Genomic DNA, 15,222 nt, shown 5'->3' with positions numbered 1-15,222 from the left:
GTGTACGCCGCGCCCCCCGCCCGCAACCGTGAGGCGGGTATCCTGCCCGCGATGCTCCTGACGTCCTCTCCCCTGCCCGGCTGGCCGGACACCCGCCCGCTGGGCAGCGTGCCCATCCGGGAGGCGGCGGGGCTGCTCCTGCCGCACGACGGGGGGCCGGTGGCCGACCTGCGGGACCAGCCGGAGCGCTGGGGGCTGCTGACCGACGTGACGGCGGCGCTGCGCCGGGGCGTACCGGTGCTGGGCTGGGGCACGGGCGCGGCGCTGCTGGGCCGCGCGCTGGGCGCCGCGATTCACGGGTCGGAGGTGGGCCTGGAATGGGCGGCCCCCCCACGCGGCGCGCAGGTCCACGCCTGGGTGTCTGAGGTGTCGCTGCACTGGACGCACGGTCGCGCGGTGGCCTGGGCCGCCCCGGACCTGCCGGACACCGTGCGGGCTGACTTCCTGGCGGCGCTGCCCGGCTGGGCGGACCGCACGCCCGGCTCCCCGCTGGAGGAGGTGGGGGGCGTGCCCGCGCTGGCGGCGGTCGTGACCGAGTTCTACGCCCGCGCGCGCCGTGACCCGCTGCTGGGGCCGGTGTTCGCGGCGCACGTCGAGGACTGGCCCGCGCACCTGGGGCGCGTCACGGCGTTCTGGGTGACGCTGCTGGGCGGCGACGCGGACCTCGTCCCGTGGCGAGGGAACCTGAACGCGGCGCACGCGGGGCTGGGCGTGCGGGGCGAGCACCTGCGGGCGTGGCTGACGCTGTGGGAGGCGACGGCGCGCGATCTCCTGCTCGCACCCGCCGCCGACCTGCTGACGGCCAGGGCGCGGGCGATGGGCGCGCGGCTGGGTGGCCGTCAGCGGGCGTAGCGGCGTCCGGTGTAGTTCGTGAACACCCCGATGCCGTAACTGACGCGCCGCACGCTGTCCAGCACGGCGCGGCCGTTCCAGGCGATCCCGGCGCTGCTGCCCCCGTCGAGCAGCAGCGCGTCCCGCACGCCCAGCCGCAGCAGCAGCTTGCCCATCTCGGTGGTCGTGAGTTTCGCGTGCGTGCTGACCAGGACGAGGTCGCGGTTGCTGACCAGCCCCACGGCGCTGCGCGCGGCGCGGCCGAACAGCGCCGGGTCACGGAACGCCGTGCTGTAGCGCGTGACGACCTGCCCGCCGCTGAGGATGCGCGGCCCGGTGGCGATCACGGTCTCCATGCCGGTCCAGGTGGTGTCCAGCGGGCGGCCCAGCAGCGCCGTGGCGCTGGGCCGGATCGCGGCGCGGTTGTCCGGCGTGATGGCCAGCGCCTGCGGGATGCGGCCCCAGGTGAGCAGTCGCCCCTGCGTGACGATGTCCCCGGCGGGCGCGAAGGACTGCGGGTGGAAGTAGCTGCCGTTCACGAGCACGCGCGCGCCGCTGCGCCGGGCGAGTTCCCCGACCCGCGCGCCGGAATTGAACACCAGCGCCCGCCCGGGCAGCACCGGGGCGACGAGCGTGCTGCGCCAGCGCAGGTCCACGTTGGCGATCTGCATGGGCACGTTCAGTGGCGTCAGGCGCTTGAAGGTCACGGGGTCACGCTGCGGTTTCGGGGGGATCGGGACGGGCACCCGCGACGGCACGAGGAGTTTCTTGCCGGGCACGATGTGCTTGAAGCTGCCCAGGCCGTTCAGGCGGCGCAGGTCGTCCACGCTCAGGCGGTAGCGGGCGGCGAGGGCCTGCGGGGTGTCCTTCACGCCGACGCGGACGTAGCGGTACACCACGCGGACCTCGGTGGTGGGCGGCCGGACCGGCGCGGCCGCGCGGGTGCGGGGCGGGATCTTGAGGCGCTGCCCGACCGCCAGCGCCGTACCCCGCAGGCTGTTCCCCGCCTGAAGTGCCGCGACCGTCACGCCGAAGCGGGCGGCGATGGCGCTCAGGGTGTCCCCCTTCTTCACGGTGTACGGGCCCGCGCCACTGGCCGGACGGGCCGGGGTGGCCGCGCCGGCCGGTCCCACGAGGCGCAGCACCTGCCCGGCGCGGATGGTGGTGCCCCGCAGGCCGTTCAGGCGCTGGATGTCGGCCACGCTGACCCCGGTGCGGGTCGAGATGCGGAACAGCGTGTCGCCGCTCCGGACCGTCACGCTGGCCGGTACCGCCAGCGCGGCGCAGCCCAGTCCGGCCAGCAGGAGAGAAACAGACAGTCGCCGCATGGGGTCACACCTGATCACAGTTGCCCTCCCGGGGCGTGAACCGAAGCTGACGTGACATTCATGCCCGCACCCGCAGCGCCCGGCGGGCGGCGTTCAGGTGCCGGGCGTGCTGCCGGGCAGCACCGCGACCCGCCCGATCATGAACGCGCAGCCGTACATGAAAAGCGTCACCAGCGGCAGGAACCGCAGGCCGACGCGGCGCGCCACCAGCCGCTCACCCATGAGCACCTCAATCAGGTACAGGCTGCCGAGCACGAACGCCACGTACATCCAATGTTCCCCGTTCCGGCTGGGATCGACCGGGTAGCCGTAACGGCTCAGGCCCTTGCCCACGTCGGTGGCACTGGCGACCTTCTCGCCGTTCAGGGCCAGCAGCACACCCGTCACCGCCGGAAGCAGGAACGCGGCCCAGGTGACACGCAACCACACCTTGAACGAGGGACTGACCGCACCCTTGATGGCAGGCGCGAGACTCCAGACGAACAGCACGAGACAGGCGGCCACCAGCGGCGTGGACAGCAGAATGCCGAGCGGCGTGTCGAACCGCAGATCATGAAGGCGACGGATGAACTCCATACGAGCAGCGTAGAGCATTCCCGCCGGAACTCCAGCCGGATCATGCGAGCCGGGTCAGTGCAGCAGGGCGCGGACGTCCGCCTCGACGGTGCCACGCGTCGTGCAGCCCCAGGGCACGCTTCGCAGCAGCGCCTGCACGCTGTGCGTGGCGGCGGCGCGGCCCGCGGCCGTCAGGGGCACGCCGGTCAGTTCCCAGGCGTGACGCACGCGCTCCGGCGTGCTCAGCGGGCCGCCGTCGCCCAGCAGCAGCACGCCGCGCAGCGTGACGGGCGGCTGGGGCTGCAGGGGCAGGACGATCTTGCCGCGCGGGTCGCGGGGGGCGGTGGCCGCGGCGGGCAGCAGGTGCGGCGCGAACCGGTCCAGGCTGTCGCGGTAGGCGCGCAGGGTGCGGTCCATGCCCAGTGCGTGCCCGTCCGGGTGGAACCACGCGCGGTCCTCGGCGTGCACGGTCAGGCCCGCGGCGCGCAGGCGCAGGCAGGCGGTGCTCTTGCCCGCGCCGCTGGGACCGCCGATCAGCACGGCGTGGGTGGGCGTGCCGATCAGCGCGGCGTGCAGCGGGAGCCACCCGGCGGCGCGGTGCAGTTCGGTCAGGGCCAGCGCCCAGACGTCCCGCGCGGCCCCGGCGTGCGGGACGGTCAGTGCCGCGCCGCCCGGCAGGAGGCGCAGGTGCAGTTCGGCATTCAGCCACAGGTCGTCGCCGCGCCGCTGCACCGGGATGACGCGGTCGGGCAGCGCGACCGCCTGCGTGGGACCGTCAGGTGCGGCGGGCAGCGGTCCGGTCCGGACGGACACCGGCCGCGTGGCGGGGCGCGGGCCCGGGAAGGCCCAGTCGTACGCCAGGAGGTGACGCTGGGCGTCGTTCAGGTCGCCGGTCAGGTGCAGGTCGAGGCTGGTGAGCATGTCAGGTGCGCCCGGTGCGGGGGCCGCTCAGGCGGGCTGCACGAGACCGCGCCGACCCATGTCGCTCAGCCACGCGTGCAGGTCGGCGTGGGCGGCCGCGGCCTCCAGACCGTAGGTGCGTTGCAGGAGGTCCAGCAGGGCGGCCTCGGTGGCGGGCAGGGCCTGCCAGAGCAGGCGGGCGCTGCCGTTCAGGCTGTACATCTCGGCGCTGTCGGGGTCCATCAGGATCAGCTCGTCGTCCAGATCGGTGACGAGCAGGTCGGCGGGCCGGTTCCACATGCGCGCAGGGTAGCGGTTCTATAGATGACCGCAGGCAGTACTCACGCAGTTACGCTTGACACATCCGGTTCATGACGTTTCCGCCCGATATTGATTCACGAATCATTCACAATACCCGCCCCACAGGGGCCGGGTTCTACAGGAGTCCACCGTGAACGCCAGCACCACCCTGCCCGCGCCCGCGCCCCACACCGCGGCCCCCCTCCCCTACACGCCCCCCACGGTCACGCCCGTCGGCCAGTGGCAGGCCGTCACCCTGATCGGCTCCGTCGGCTTCAACGGCCTGCCCGGCATGCCCGGAGGCCCCAGTGAACGCTAAAAGCCTCCTGCTCGCCGGACTGCTCGCCCTGACCGCGTGCGGCACCACCACACCGGTCACCATCACGCCCGCACCCACCGTCAATAAGGCCCGGACCTTCGGCCTGTACGAACTGCGCGTCAACCAGGGCGGCGCAGCGACCGTCCAGAGCGTCACGGGACAGGCCACGGAAATCCCCTTCGATCAGCTCAGTTTCACCCGCACCAGCATGACCAACATGGTGGACGAGGTCAGACGGGTCGTGCACATGACGGCCACCTTCACCGTCACCAACAACACGGGGACCACCATCACGCTCCCCACGTTCGTCCCGGTCGACACCGACGGCGCCTACGCCACCGACGGCACCGGCCCGTTCCGGAACGTCCGCACCCGCACCGGCGCGCCCGTCTCCAGCAGGGGCATGGCCGTCGAGATCGCTCACACGAACAGCGGCGGTGCCATCGCCCCCGACCCGGCCGCCACGCCGTTCCTGACGAACATCGACAGCGGCACGCTGGGCCTGACCCTCCCGGCCGGCACGACCGCACCCAACATCGGCCACCGCGGCTGGCAGACCACACAACTGCCCGCCGGCAGCAGCCAGACCGTCACATTCGCCGCTCGCGTCCCACTTCAGGGCACCGAGATCTCCGACGTGGACCCGTTCACGTTCAGTCTGGTCTTCGCTGTCGCCGACAACCCCGGCACGGTCACCAACCTGACCGGCATCCACGCAGTTCAGGGCGCCACGCCCAGCGGGAACGCCGCCACGCCCGTCAGCGGCCAGAGCGTCGCGGTCGAGGGCGTGGTCACGTCCGTTCACACCACCAATGCCACCACGTCCCTGCGCGGATTCTTCCTGCAGGAAGAAGAGATCGACATTGACGGCGACGTCACCACCAGTGACGGCATCTTCGTGTACTGCAACACCAGCTGCCCCAGCGTGAGCGCCGGTGACCGCGTGCGCGTGACCGGCACGGCCGCAGAGGCGTTCAACAACACCCAGATCACGACCACCGGGGCCGGTGTCACCACGCTGACGACCGGCGTGCCCCTCCCGGACGCGCAGCCGCTGACGCTCCCGCTGGACTTCAGCGCGCGTGAACGTCTGGAAGGCATGCGGGTCACCACCAGTGGAGTCGTCACGAACAACTTCACCCTGGGTCGAGGTGCGAGCTTCGACATTGCCGACGCGCGCGTCCTGAACTTCACGCAGTTGAACGCTCCGGACCCCACTGCGTACGCCGCGTACCAGACGACCTTCAACAACCGCTACATCCGCATCGACGACGGCAGCCGCGTGTCGAACCCCGATCCGGAGATCTTCGCGCGGGGAGGCCAGCCCCTGAGCGCCGCGAATACCCTGCGAGGTGGCGACACCGTCAACGTGACTGGTGTCCTCGGGTACGGCAACGACGGCTGGACGGGCAGCGGCAGCATCGACACGTACCGCATCCATGCCACGCAGACCAATGTTCAGATCACGGACGGCAGCCCCCGCCTGAGCGCTCCGGAAGCCGTGGGCGGCACCCTGCGCGTCGGCGCCATGAACGTCCTGAACTACTTCACGACGCTGTCGGTCAGCAACAGCGGCTGCACACCCAACGGCTTCGACTCGACCAAGAGCGGCACCCAGTACATCATGCGCGGCGCGAACACGTGCGAGGAATTCGAGCGGCAGCAGGACAAGATCGTGGCAGCCATCAGGGGCCTGAACGCCGACGTGCTGAACCTGATGGAAATCCAGAACGACTTCGACAAGGGCAGCAGCAGCTCCGTGGCGTGGCTCGTGCAGAAACTGAACGAGAAGCTCGGGGCCGGGACGTACGCCTACGTCAACCCCGGCGCGAAGGTCGGCACGGACGCCATCAGCCTCGCCATGATCTACAAACCCGCCTCCGTCACGCCCGTCGGGAATTTGGCGATTCTCAACAACAGTTTCGACGCGAACTACGCCGACACCTGCAACCGCCCCACCTGGGCGCAGACCTTCCAGAGCAACACCAACGGCGGGCGCTTCACGGCCGTCGCCATGCACCTGAAGAGTAAGGGAAGTAAATGCGACGCCCTGGGCGACACCGATACTGGCGATGGGCAGGGCAACGGGTACAAGGCCCGCCGCAACGCCGCGACCGCCATCGCCAACTGGCTCGGCACCAACCCCACCGGCGTCGACGAAAGCGACCGCCTCCTGATGGGCGACTACAACGCCTACGCGGGCGAGGAACCCCTGAGCATCCTCGCGACTGCCGGGTACGCCAACCTGTTCGACCGGAACGTGTACTCCTACCAGTTCGACGGGCAGTGGGGCAGCCTCGACCAGGCGGTCGGCAGCGCCAGCCTCGCCGCGCAGGTCACCGGGAAGACCAAGTGGCACATCAACAGCGACGAACCCACCGTGCTGGACTACAACACGGAATTCAAGAGCGCCGCACAGCTGACGGGCTTCTACGCCCCGGACGCGTTCCGCAGCAGCGACCACGACCCCCTGCTGATCGGCCTGAACCTCACCGCCGACGCGCCCCTGGTCTCGACCGTCACCCAGACGCCTGACACGGCCACGCAGACCGTCACCGTGGGCGGCGCGAGCGTCACGCAGAACTTCACGTCCACCCTCACCAACGCCACCGGCCCCCTGACCGTCACGGTCACGCCCGTCGGCGGCGCACCCAGCATCGTCAGCGCGCCCAGCACGGCCACCAGCGGCGCGCCCTTCACCGTGACCGTCCAGGCCCCTGCGGGCACCCCCACCGGCACGTACGAGTACACCGTCACCACCGAGAACGGCGGCGTCAGTGACAGCAGCACCCTGACCGTCACCGTGAACCCCGCCCCGGTCACCACCGTCACCCTGACGCCCAGCGCGGCCAGCCAGTCCGTCAACGTCAGCGGCGCGGCAGCCACCCAGAGCTACGCGGCGTCCGGCACCAACCTGACCGGCGACCTGACCGTCACCGTCACGCCCGTCGGCAGCGCCCCGGCCATCGTCAGCGCGCCCGCCACCGCCACCGATGGCACGCCCTTCACCGTCACCGTGCAGGCCCCCACCGGCACGGCAGCCGGGACGTACACGTACACGGTCACCGCCGCGAACAACGGCCAGAGCAGCAGCAGCACCCTGACCGTCACCGTGAAGCCCGCCCCCAGCATCACCCTGAGCGGCACGAACAAGAGCGTCACGGTGGGCGCTGGCACCACGACCCCCGTCACCGTGACGCGCACGAACTTCACGGACAGCGTCACCCTGAACGTGGACAGCGTGACCGGCGCGGGCACCGCCCCCACCGTCACCGTCAACACCCAGCCCGGCACCGGCACGAGCGGCACGCTGAACATCAACGCGACCGGCGCCACCACCGGCACGTACACCGTCACCGTGCGCGGCACCGGCGCAGGCATCAGCGACGCCACCACCACCCTCACCGTGACGGTCGCGCCCGTGCCCGCCCCCGTGAATCACATCGTGATCAGCCAGGCACATGGCGGGGGCGGCAACAACGGCGCCACTTACAAGAATGACTTCATTGAGCTGTTCAACCCCACGAGCAGTGCCCTGAGCCTGAACGGTCTGTTCCTCCAGTTCACCAGCGCCAACAGTGCGTTCACCAACACGCCTCTGGCTCTCCCGAATGTTTCCCTTGCGGCCGGTCAGTACTACCTCGTGCAGTGCGCAGCCGGAACCAGCACCACGGCGGCGCCTCTGCCAACGCCCGACCTGACCTCCTGCACCTTCGCAATGGGCGCCGGCTCCTTCAAGGTGGCCTTGACCAATACCAACGTGGCGATCGGCTCGACCGCTGGCAACGTGACTGGCGGGAACATCGTCGACTTCCTGGGGGCTGCGAGCAACCAGTTCGAAGGCTCGGCAGCTCCGGCGCCCAGCAACACCCTCAGCCTGCAGCGCGCCGCGAACGGATGCGCGGATACTGATCAGAACAGCACCGACTTCGCAACTGGCGCACCCAATCCCAGGAGCATGGCCACCGCAGTGAACATCTGCGCTGCGCCCTGATCCTCAACCTCCCAGCCTTCTCGCCGCCCCTTCGGGGGCGGTTTTGTCATTCCAGGCTGGTCAGCCAGGGGTGCCCTGGGCTGGTGTGGGTCAGGGCGCCGTGCAGCCAGGCGCGGGCTTCGGCGGTCAGGGTGGGCTTGATGCGCTGGTAGTCCTGTTCGTCCTTGCCGCGCGGGTCGCGTCCGGCGGTGCCCGCCTTGAACAGCAGGACGCCTTCCGGGGCGAGGTACGGCAGGCCTTCGGGGCTGACCTTGCGGGCGTGGTCCAGGGGGAGGGTGATGCGGGGGTCGCGGCGGTAGTGCCAGGTGCCGCTGCTCAGGTCGGTCAGGAGGATGTCGAGCATCAGGACGCCGCTCAGGTCGGGGTGGCGGGCGTGAATCTGGTGGTGGGGCAGGTCGAGGGGCGCCGCGTAGGGCTGGTACGTGCCGTCCACGGGCGTGTCGAGTCGCCAGCCGCGCAGGAGGTCGGGCAGCTGGGCCTGGGCGTCTCGGGGCACGATCACGTCGAGGTCGTCGTGGGGTCGCGCGGTGTGGCCGAGGTGCAGGTCGAGGGCGTACCCGGCGGCGATCATCCACGGGGCGTCCAGCGGGGCCAGCAGGCGGGCGACGTGCCGGGCGGGGGTCAGGCCGACGGTGCGGGCGTGGTGGCTCAGCGCGGCGGGGCGGAGGGTGGCGTCGGCGTGCGCGCGTCCCCCATTGTGGTACGCGGCGCGGTAGGTGTGGGCGGCGCCGGGGTCGTGCAGGAGCAGGTCGCGCAGGGCGGCCTGTTCGGCGCGCCAGCCGCTGCCGTGGTCGGGGAGGATCAGGCGCCACCCGCCGGGGTGCGTCCAGTGGTGCCCGCTTCCGCTGTATCCGAGGCGGCGCAGGGTGGCCTGCTGGTCGTCGGTGGGTGTTTCGGGCAGCAGGTCCAGGTGCAGTTCGGGCGGTTCGAGGTCGGCGAGGGCGGGGACGCTGCCGGGTCCGCCGGGCTGCACGTGAAAGACGCCGTCGGGGCGCTTGCGGTCCAGGAAGTCGCCGAGGTGCGTGCGGAGGTCGTGGGCGGCCGCGTCGAGGTCCATGCATGAAGCGTCCATGCATGAAGCACAGCACAGGTGCGGCCCATCCGGCATGCGCCTCCTGGCGGATAATGCCTCTCATGAAGGGTAAGGGTGTGGGGGTGCTGCTGGTGCTGGTGGGTCTGGGACTGGGCGCGACGCTGCTCCGGGATGGGGTGCCGATGGGCGCAGCGCAGCAAGGGACGGCCCCGGCGCAGGCGACCGCGCCGCTGAACGAGCCGGGCGCACGGCTGCAGAACGAGCAGAACACCATTGATGTGGTCAGCCGCTTCGAGCCGGGGCTGGTGTTCATCAGTACCGAGGAGGTCGTGCCGCAGGACCCGTTCGCGATGATGTTCGGCGGCGGGCAGGAGGAGGTGCAGCGCGGCGTGGGCAGCGGTTTCTTCGTGAACGACGCGGGGGACATCCTGACGAACTACCACGTGGTGGCGGGCGAGGGGTCGGGCGGCGCGGCGGCGAAGATCACGGTGCGCCTGATGGGCCAGGAGGCGAGCGTGCCCGCCGAGGTGGTGGGCCTCGCGCCGCAGTACGACCTCGCACTCATCCGCGCGCCAAGTCTGAAGAAGGACCTGATCCGCCCGATTCCGCTGGGGGACAGCGCCTCGCTGAAGGTGGGGCAGAAGGCGATCGCGATGGGCGCGCCGTTCGGGCTGGATTTCAGCGTCACGGAAGGCATCGTGAGCAGCACCGCGCGGCAGATCCCGATCGGGTTCGGCGGGGTCAGCGGGCAGGGCATCACGCAGAAGGCGATCCAGACGGACGCGGCGATCAACCCGGGCAACAGCGGGGGGCCGCTGCTGGACAGCGGGGGGCGGGTGATCGGCATCAACACGCAGATCTACTCCCCGGCGGGTCAGGGGGGCGGCGTGGGTCAGAGTGCCGGGGTTGGTTTCGCCATTCCGATCGACACGGCGAGGAACCTCCTGCCCAGGTTGCAGGCGGCGCAGGGGGGCGAGGTGAACGCGCCGGATATCGGCATCCGGGGTGGGCTGGCGGTGCAGAGTCGCCAGGGTCTGCTGCCGGTGGGATTGAGTGTGCTGTCCAGCGCCGGGAAGCGGCAGCTGGGCCTGCCGGATCAGGGGCTGGTGGTGGGGCAGGTCCTGCCGGGCACCCCGGCGGCCCGCGCGGGTCTGCGGGCGGGGACCGAGCGGCAGCAGTTCCGGGGTGGGTTGATCCTGCTGGGCGGGGACGTGATCACCCGCGCGGACGGCGAACCGGTGGACGCGCTGGAGGACCTGCAGGCGGCCCTGATCGACAAGAAGGAGGGGGATACCGTGACGTTGACGGTCGTGCGTGGCGAGGCGACGCGTGAGGTGAAGGTGACGCTGGACGCGTCGTCGTTCACGGTCCGCACCGGGCAGTGATCCGGTCCGCCGGGGTGGCGGAGGCCGTGTGGGCGCACCTGCGCGCCGATGACCGCGCGTGGCTGCTGACCCTGGCCGCGCGGGCGGGCGCGGGAGGCGTGGCGCTGGTGGGCGGCGCGGTGCGGGACGCGCTGCTGGGCGGCACGCCGCTGGACCTGGATGTGGTCATCCCGGACGGGAACGTGGAGGCCCTGGCCGCCGCGACGGGTCTGCCGTCCGTGTTCCACCCGGCGTTCGGGAACGCCACGGTCACCCTTCCGGACGGACGGGCCGCAGATCTGGTGCGGGCGCGGCGGGAGTCGTACCCCGTGCCGGGCGGGAACCCGGTGCCGATGCCGGGCACGCTGGCGGATGATCTGCGGCGGCGGGATTTTGCGCTGAACGCGCTGGCGCTGCACCTCTCCCCCACCGGCGCGCGGACGCTGCTGGACGAGGTCGGGGGCCTGGACGACCTGCGCGCGCGGGTGCTGCGGCCCCTGCACGCCGCTTCCTTCCATGAGGACGCCAGTCGACTGGTGCGGGGCGCGCGGCTGGCGGCGCGGCTGGACCTGCGTGTCCACCCGGACCTGCTGGCCCAGGTGCCGGACGCCGTGGCGATGGCAGACCGGACGCCGCGCCTGTGGGCGGAACTGCGCCTGCTGCTCCACGAGCCCAGGCCGGGCCGCGCGGCCGGCGTGCTGCGCGACTGGGGCGCCAGGGCGCTGCTGCCGGACACGGCGCTGCTGGACGCCCTGGACGCCCGCCGCGACGCGGGCGCGGAGGTGCCGTTCACGGCGTACGCGGCAGCGCTGCTGCACGCCGCCCCCGACCCCGGTGCGCTCGCGGGGCGCCTGAGCCTGGGGGACCGCCCCGCCGCGCTGCTGGACCGCGCCCTGTCCGACACGCCCTTCTCCGACGGCACCCCGGAACGCGAGCTGCGCGCCCTGCTGCGCCCGGACGCGTACCCGCCGCTGACCGGGCGGGACGTGCTGGCGCTGGGCATCCCGCCGGGCCGGGGCGTGGGCGAGGCGCTCGGTCACCTCGCCGCGCTGCGCCGCGCCGGGCAGGTCCGCAACCCCGACGACGAGCGCGCGGCGCTGAAGGCATTCCTGGCGACGAAAGGCCCGCACCCCAGCCTCTAGAATGCCGGGGTATGGGTCTCATCTCTCTGCTGTCCAGCGATCCGCTGGCGTTCCTGATCGTGGCGGCCGCGCTGCTGCTGTCGCTGGCCTTTCACGAGTTCGCGCACGCCTGGACCGCCGACCGGCTGGGCGACCCCACCCCGCGCCGCTTCGGGCGGGTGACGCTCAATCCCATCAATCACCTGGACCCGATCGGGTCGCTGCTGCTGCTGTTCGCGCCGTTCGGGTTCGCGCGGCCCGTGCCGATCAACCCGAACAACCTGGGCCGCTGGGGCACCCTCTGGACGGCGGCGGCGGGCCCGCTGAGCAACCTGCTGATCGCGCTGGTGTGCGTGGGCATCATCGCGGTCGTGCCGCGCGAGACGCTGCTGGCGGGCGGCACGCTGGCCACCTTCCTGTTCACGGTCCTCAGCGTGAACCTGGGCCTGGCGATCTTCAACCTGCTCCCCATTCCGCTGCTGGACGGCAGCCGCATCGTGGGCGGGCTGGTGCCGTCACTGGGGCGCAGCCTCTCTCAGTTCGAGGCGCAGCCGTTCAGCTTCGTGATCGTCATGGTGTTCATCTTCCTGTTCAGTGACCAGCTGGGCCAACTGATCGCCACGATCCGCAACGGACTGCTGAGCGTCGTGCTGTAATGACTCCGGTTGAAAGGTTTGCAAAAACTTTCAACCCGAGCGGAGCGAGTAGGAGACAAACGGGTTCCGGGCGTGGAGTTGGCAGATCGGTGATTTTCCGATCTGTTAACGAAACAAACGGAATCCGTATAACCCCGCCGGACAGGGGGCGGGCCGGAGGGTGCACTGTCACCTCCGGCCCGCTTCCTGCTGTCCCGTTTCAGCCCAGGTGGAACATCATGGCGACGTGCGCGCCGGTCCCGGCGAGGACGAACAGGTGCCAGATCTCGTGGAAGCCGAACACGCCGGGGCGCGGATTCCAGCGTTTCGTGCCGTAGATGACGGCCCCGATGGAGTACAGCACGCCGCCCGCCGCGAGCCAGAACAGCGCGCCGGGGCTGAGGGTGTGGATGAACTTGGGCATGAACAGCAGGGCCAGCCAGCCCATGCCGAGGTACAGCGCGGTGCTGATCCAGCGTGGGAGGCGCATGGTGACGAGCTTCAGGACGATGCCGCTCAGGGCGATGCCCCACACGAGCCACAGCACGGCGTCGCGCCACACGCCGTCCAGACCGTAGTACGCGATGGGCGTGTAGCTGCCCGCGATGAGCAGGAAGATGCCCGCGTGGTCGAGTTTGCGCAGCCACAGCAGCCCGCGTTCCGTGGGGCGGAAGGAGTGGTAGCTGGCGCTGGCGGCGTACAGGGCGACCATGCTGACGCTGAACACCACGAACGGCCACAGCACCAGTCCGCGGGCGTGCGCCCAGCTCAGCAGCGGCCCCAGCACGATCAGCGCGGCGAGCGCGCCGCCCCAGTGGGTCAGGGCGTTCACGGGTTCGCGGGGGGCGGTGAGCAGGCGCTTCATACCGTCCACCTTACGCCCCGGACATGATGACAGTCTGTCAGCTGGGACGGAGTGCAAGTGCGCCCCGTCCCAGCCCGGTCACTCCTCTGCGTTACCGCCCGCCGTAGTTGGGCGCTTCCTTGGTGATGGTCACGCCGTGCGGGTGGCTTTCCACCAGGCTGGCGCCGGTGATGCGCACGAACTGCGCCGTGTCGCGCAGCGTCTGCAGGTCGGGCGCGCCGCAGTAGCCCATGGAGGAACGCAGGCCGCCCACGAACTGGTAGATGACCTCTCCGGCGGTGCCCTTGTACGCGACGATGCCCTCGATGCCTTCGGGCACGAATTTGCGGCTGCCGCTCTGGAAGTAGCGGTCGGCGCTGCCCTGGTCCATGGCGCCCAGGCTGCCCATGCCGCGGTAGCTCTTGTAGCGGCGGCCGTCGCGCAGGATGCTCTCGCCGGGGGCCTCGTCGGTCCCGGCGAGCATGCTGCCCATCATGACGACGCTGGCGCCCGCCGCGATGGCCTTGGGCACGTCGCCGGTCTGCTTGATGCCGCCGTCCGCGATGATGGGAATCCCGGCTTCCAGCGCGGCGCTGCTGGCCTCGAAGATCGCGGTGATCTGGGGGACGCCCACGCCGGTCACGACGCGGGTGGTGCAGATGCTGCCCGGCCCGATGCCGACCTTCACGGCGTCCGCCCCGGCGAGGATCAGGTCGCGCGCCCCGGCGCGGGTGGCGACGTTCCCGGCGATGACGTCCACGTCGAAGGTTTCCTTCACGCGGCTCAGGGCGGTCAGGATGCCCTGGCTGTGGCCGTGCGCGCTGTCCAGCACGAGCACGTCCGCGCCCGCCTGAACGAGGGCGCCCGCGCGGTCCATCAGGTCGGCGCCCACGCCGATCGCGGCGGCGACCCGCAGGCGGCCCATGCTGTCCTTCGCGGCGCGGGGGTACTTGACGCGCTTGGTGAGGTCCTTGATGGTGATCAGGCCGCGCAGCAGGTCACCCTCGACGACCAGCAGTTTCTCGATGCGGTGGCGTTTGAAGATCTCCTGCGCTTCCTCCAGCGTGGTGCCCACGGGGACGGTCACGAGGTTGCGGCTGGTCATGACGTCGCGCACGGGGGTGCTCAGGTCGTCCACGAAGCGCATGTCGCGGTTGGTGATGATGCCCAGCAGTTTGCCCTGCGGGTCGGTGATGGGCACGCCGCTGATGCGGTACTCGCCCATCATGCGGTCGGCCTCGCCGACGGTCGCGTGCGGCGGGAGGGTGATCGGGTCGACGATCATGCCGCTCTCGCTGCGCTTGACCTTGCGGACCATCTCGGCCTGCGCGTCGATGGGCATGTTCTTGTGGATCACGCCGATGCCGCCCTCGCGGGCCATGGTGACGGCCATGTTCGTCTCGGTAACGGTGTCCATCGCGGCGGACACGAACGGGATGTTCAGGCGGACGCGGCGGGTGAGCTGCGCGCCCAGGTCCACCTCGTGCGGCAGCACCTGCGAGTGGCGGGGCTGGAGCAGCACGTCGTCGAAGGTGATGCCTTCCTGGCCGAACTTGTAACTGAAGCGGTCCTGCTGCGTGTCAGCGGGGGCGGGCGTGGCGGGCGCACTCATGTTGGCGAGTGTAAACCTTCCCGCCGGGCCGCAAGGTGACCGTGTCCATGCCACCTGACCACCCGCGCCCGCCCCGGCCCCCTTGCACGCCCGATTGGCGCGTGCTACATTCCCTCTCGCCTCATGGGGTCGTAGCTCAGCTGGGAGAGCGCGTCGTTCGCAATGACGAGGTCAGGGGTTCGATCCCCCTCGACTCCACCACGAAGAAGTCCACCGGAAACGGTGGGCTTTTTGCTGTGCCGCGCCGCTGCCGGAGGGTCACGGTCGGCGGCGTGGGCGCGGCGTGCAGGAAGAGGCGCAGGCCGTGATCGTCGCCGCCTGCAGAGGGCCTGATAAGGACTCCGGTTGAAAGGTTTGCAAAACCTTTCAACCCAAGCGGAGCGAGG

At 70.9% G+C, this 15,222-nt stretch carries 13 protein-coding genes and 1 tRNA gene; 7 read left to right on the top strand and 7 right to left on the bottom strand.

The features are described from left to right. The first annotated feature begins 51 nt into the window (after positions 1-51). Positions 52-852: a group III truncated hemoglobin gene (locus DEIGR_RS05100; RefSeq protein WP_058975841.1), complete on the top strand. Its 801-nt coding sequence runs from the start codon at positions 52-54 to the stop codon at positions 850-852. Here the strand turns inward: DEIGR_RS05100 and DEIGR_RS05095 are convergent. The 4 genes from DEIGR_RS05095 to DEIGR_RS05080 all read right to left on the bottom strand — a co-directional run bounded on the left by DEIGR_RS05095 (position 840) and on the right by DEIGR_RS05080 (position 3,914). After that, positions 840-2,159, bottom strand: a complete 1,320-nt coding sequence (locus tag DEIGR_RS05095; protein WP_058975840.1) for a LysM peptidoglycan-binding domain-containing protein — start codon at positions 2,157-2,159, stop codon at positions 840-842. The two genes, DEIGR_RS05100 and DEIGR_RS05095, sit on opposite strands and share 13 nt — an antisense overlap. Positions 2,160-2,252: 93 nt before the next feature. Next, positions 2,253-2,735 (bottom strand): hypothetical protein, encoded by a 483-nt coding sequence (locus DEIGR_RS05090; protein ID WP_058975839.1) that lies wholly within the window; start codon positions 2,733-2,735, stop codon positions 2,253-2,255. A gap of 54 nt (positions 2,736-2,789) precedes the next feature. Continuing rightward, positions 2,790-3,635, bottom strand: a complete 846-nt coding sequence (locus DEIGR_RS05085; protein WP_058975837.1) for a hypothetical protein — start codon at positions 3,633-3,635, stop codon at positions 2,790-2,792. Between the two features lie 27 nt (positions 3,636-3,662). Next, positions 3,663-3,914 (bottom strand): PqqD family protein, encoded by a 252-nt coding sequence (locus DEIGR_RS05080; protein WP_058975835.1) that lies wholly within the window; start codon positions 3,912-3,914, stop codon positions 3,663-3,665. A 151-nt stretch (positions 3,915-4,065) separates the two neighbouring features. On the opposite strand from DEIGR_RS05080, the gene DEIGR_RS20810 reads away from it, so the two are divergent. Both DEIGR_RS20810 and DEIGR_RS05075 read left to right on the top strand, forming a co-directional pair. Next, positions 4,066-4,233, top strand: coding sequence for a hypothetical protein (locus tag DEIGR_RS20810; RefSeq protein WP_160329914.1), 168 nt, complete (start codon positions 4,066-4,068; stop codon positions 4,231-4,233). Beyond that, the gene (locus tag DEIGR_RS05075) at positions 4,223-8,227 is read left to right on the top strand and encodes an ExeM/NucH family extracellular endonuclease (protein ID WP_058975833.1); all 4,005 of its coding nucleotides are present in this window, start codon (positions 4,223-4,225) and stop codon (positions 8,225-8,227) included. The genes DEIGR_RS20810 and DEIGR_RS05075 overlap by 11 nt, the downstream gene beginning before the upstream one ends. Before the next feature lie 46 nt (positions 8,228-8,273). Here the strand turns inward: DEIGR_RS05075 and DEIGR_RS05070 are convergent, their stop codons facing one another. Further along, positions 8,274-9,284 (bottom strand): nucleotidyltransferase domain-containing protein, encoded by a 1,011-nt coding sequence (locus tag DEIGR_RS05070; protein ID WP_058975830.1) that lies wholly within the window; start codon positions 9,282-9,284, stop codon positions 8,274-8,276. Positions 9,285-9,361: 77 nt separating this feature from the next. On the opposite strand from DEIGR_RS05070, the gene DEIGR_RS05065 reads away from it, so the two are divergent. Genes DEIGR_RS05065 through DEIGR_RS05055 form a run of 3 tightly spaced genes read left to right on the top strand, consistent with a single transcriptional unit; the run spans position 9,362 to position 12,401 of the window. Then, entirely contained in the window at positions 9,362-10,645 is a 1,284-nt protein-coding gene (locus tag DEIGR_RS05065) for a S1C family serine protease (protein WP_058975828.1), read from the top strand. Then, the gene (locus DEIGR_RS05060) at positions 10,642-11,766 is read left to right on the top strand and encodes a tRNA nucleotidyltransferase/poly(A) polymerase family protein (protein ID WP_236704656.1); all 1,125 of its coding nucleotides are present in this window, start codon (positions 10,642-10,644) and stop codon (positions 11,764-11,766) included. Before DEIGR_RS05065 ends, DEIGR_RS05060 begins: the two co-directional genes overlap by 4 nt. Before the next feature lie 11 nt (positions 11,767-11,777). Continuing rightward, positions 11,778-12,401: a site-2 protease family protein gene (locus DEIGR_RS05055; RefSeq protein ID WP_046843007.1), complete on the top strand. Its 624-nt coding sequence runs from the start codon at positions 11,778-11,780 to the stop codon at positions 12,399-12,401. 199 nt (positions 12,402-12,600) lie between these two features. Here the strand turns inward: DEIGR_RS05055 and trhA are convergent, their stop codons facing one another. Together trhA and guaB are read right to left on the bottom strand one after the other, a co-directional pair. Further along, entirely contained in the window at positions 12,601-13,245 is a 645-nt protein-coding gene (gene trhA, locus DEIGR_RS05050) for a PAQR family membrane homeostasis protein TrhA (protein WP_046843008.1), read from the bottom strand. A 91-nt stretch (positions 13,246-13,336) separates the two neighbouring features. Beyond that, on the bottom strand, positions 13,337-14,836 hold the full coding sequence (guaB, locus tag DEIGR_RS05045) for an IMP dehydrogenase (RefSeq protein ID WP_058975826.1): 1,500 nt from the start codon (positions 14,834-14,836) through the stop codon (positions 13,337-13,339). Between the two features lie 125 nt (positions 14,837-14,961). On the opposite strand from guaB, the gene DEIGR_RS05040 reads away from it, so the two are divergent. Further along, positions 14,962-15,037 (top strand) — tRNA-Ala (locus DEIGR_RS05040). Positions 15,038-15,222: the final 185 nt, after the last annotated feature.

The sequence above is a fragment of the Deinococcus grandis genome, assembly GCF_001485435.1.
Taxonomy (GTDB): Bacteria; Deinococcota; Deinococci; order Deinococcales; family Deinococcaceae; genus Deinococcus; species Deinococcus grandis.
This window is presented reverse-complemented; position numbering and strand designations above follow the sequence as displayed.

Bases quoted from the DNA above. Each gene is read 5' to 3' on its own strand.
- DEIGR_RS05100 (WP_058975841.1), top strand. From the start codon at position 52: ATGCTCCTGACGTCCTCTCCCCTGCCCGGCTGGCCGGACACCCGCCCG.
- DEIGR_RS05095 (WP_058975840.1), bottom strand. From the start codon at position 2,159: ATGCGGCGACTGTCTGTTTCTCTCCTGCTGGCCGGACTGGGCTGCGCC.
- DEIGR_RS05090 (WP_058975839.1), bottom strand. From the start codon at position 2,735: ATGGAGTTCATCCGTCGCCTTCATGATCTGCGGTTCGACACGCCGCTC.
- DEIGR_RS05085 (WP_058975837.1), bottom strand. From the start codon at position 3,635: ATGCTCACCAGCCTCGACCTGCACCTGACCGGCGACCTGAACGACGCC.
- DEIGR_RS05080 (WP_058975835.1), bottom strand. From the start codon at position 3,914: ATGTGGAACCGGCCCGCCGACCTGCTCGTCACCGATCTGGACGACGAG.
- DEIGR_RS05070 (WP_058975830.1), bottom strand. From the start codon at position 9,284: ATGGACCTCGACGCGGCCGCCCACGACCTCCGCACGCACCTCGGCGAC.
- DEIGR_RS05065 (WP_058975828.1), top strand. From the start codon at position 9,362: ATGAAGGGTAAGGGTGTGGGGGTGCTGCTGGTGCTGGTGGGTCTGGGA.
- DEIGR_RS05055 (WP_046843007.1), top strand. From the start codon at position 11,778: ATGGGTCTCATCTCTCTGCTGTCCAGCGATCCGCTGGCGTTCCTGATC.
- trhA (WP_046843008.1), bottom strand. From the start codon at position 13,245: ATGAAGCGCCTGCTCACCGCCCCCCGCGAACCCGTGAACGCCCTGACC.
- guaB (WP_058975826.1), bottom strand. From the start codon at position 14,836: ATGAGTGCGCCCGCCACGCCCGCCCCCGCTGACACGCAGCAGGACCGC.